2 tRNA genes are annotated in these 692 nt (G+C 51.6%); both read left to right on the forward strand.

Annotation, left to right across the window (positions count from 1 at the left end):
* Positions 1-118 precede the first annotated feature (118 nt).
* Positions 119-194, forward strand: a tRNA-Ala gene (locus tag ACR0NJ_RS21275).
* Positions 195-383: 189 nt separating this feature from the next.
* Positions 384-460 (forward strand) — tRNA-Ile (locus ACR0NJ_RS21280).
* The last annotated feature ends 232 nt before the right edge of the window (positions 461-692 follow it).

A 692-nucleotide genomic window follows, 5' to 3' on the forward strand; every position in this document is an offset into this window, starting at 1 on the left:
TTCGCAAATCTCGTGATACACTTAGCAGAAGATCAACAAACAAAGTTGGTCAAACTCATGGACCGAGCCGTCCTCATATCTCTTCAGAACACTGAGCCCTGAATGCAGGGTTCTTCAAGGGGCCTTAGCTCAGCTGGGAGAGCGCCTGATTTGCATTCAGGAGGTCAGGAGTTCGATCCTCCTAGGCTCCACCACGTTTTTTGCGGAGCAAGAAACGAGTGCGACAGTGCATTCGGCGCAGCCGAATGTCACGAGAGGCACTCGGATGAGGTCTTTGCAGATTGTGGTGTTCCGCCCAGAATTGCACCGGGTGACGCTCCTTCGTGACTTTGCTTTGCAAAGCACGTTACCGCGCACTCCCACAATTTTGCGGGCAAAATTGTGGGTCGGTAGCTCAGGTGGTTAGAGCGCACGCCTGATAAGCGTGAGGTCGGAGGTTCAAGTCCTCCTCGACCCACCACTTTATCCATGAGAGAACAGGTTTTTGAGCATTTTTAGGAATGCTGAGATGTCTGTTCTTACAGACTATGGTGTGCGAACGCGCATTCTCTTTGAGAATACGCTGCCTCGCACCCGGACGACTTTCTTCGAAAGTCGCCGCAATTGACATCGTATAGAGAGAAATCAATCAACACTGTTTGATCGTGCCGAGTGTGGCGCTGATCTCGGTCGTTCTCATCTTCGGATGAGCG

The sequence above is a fragment of the Ruegeria sp. F11 genome, from assembly GCF_056533855.1.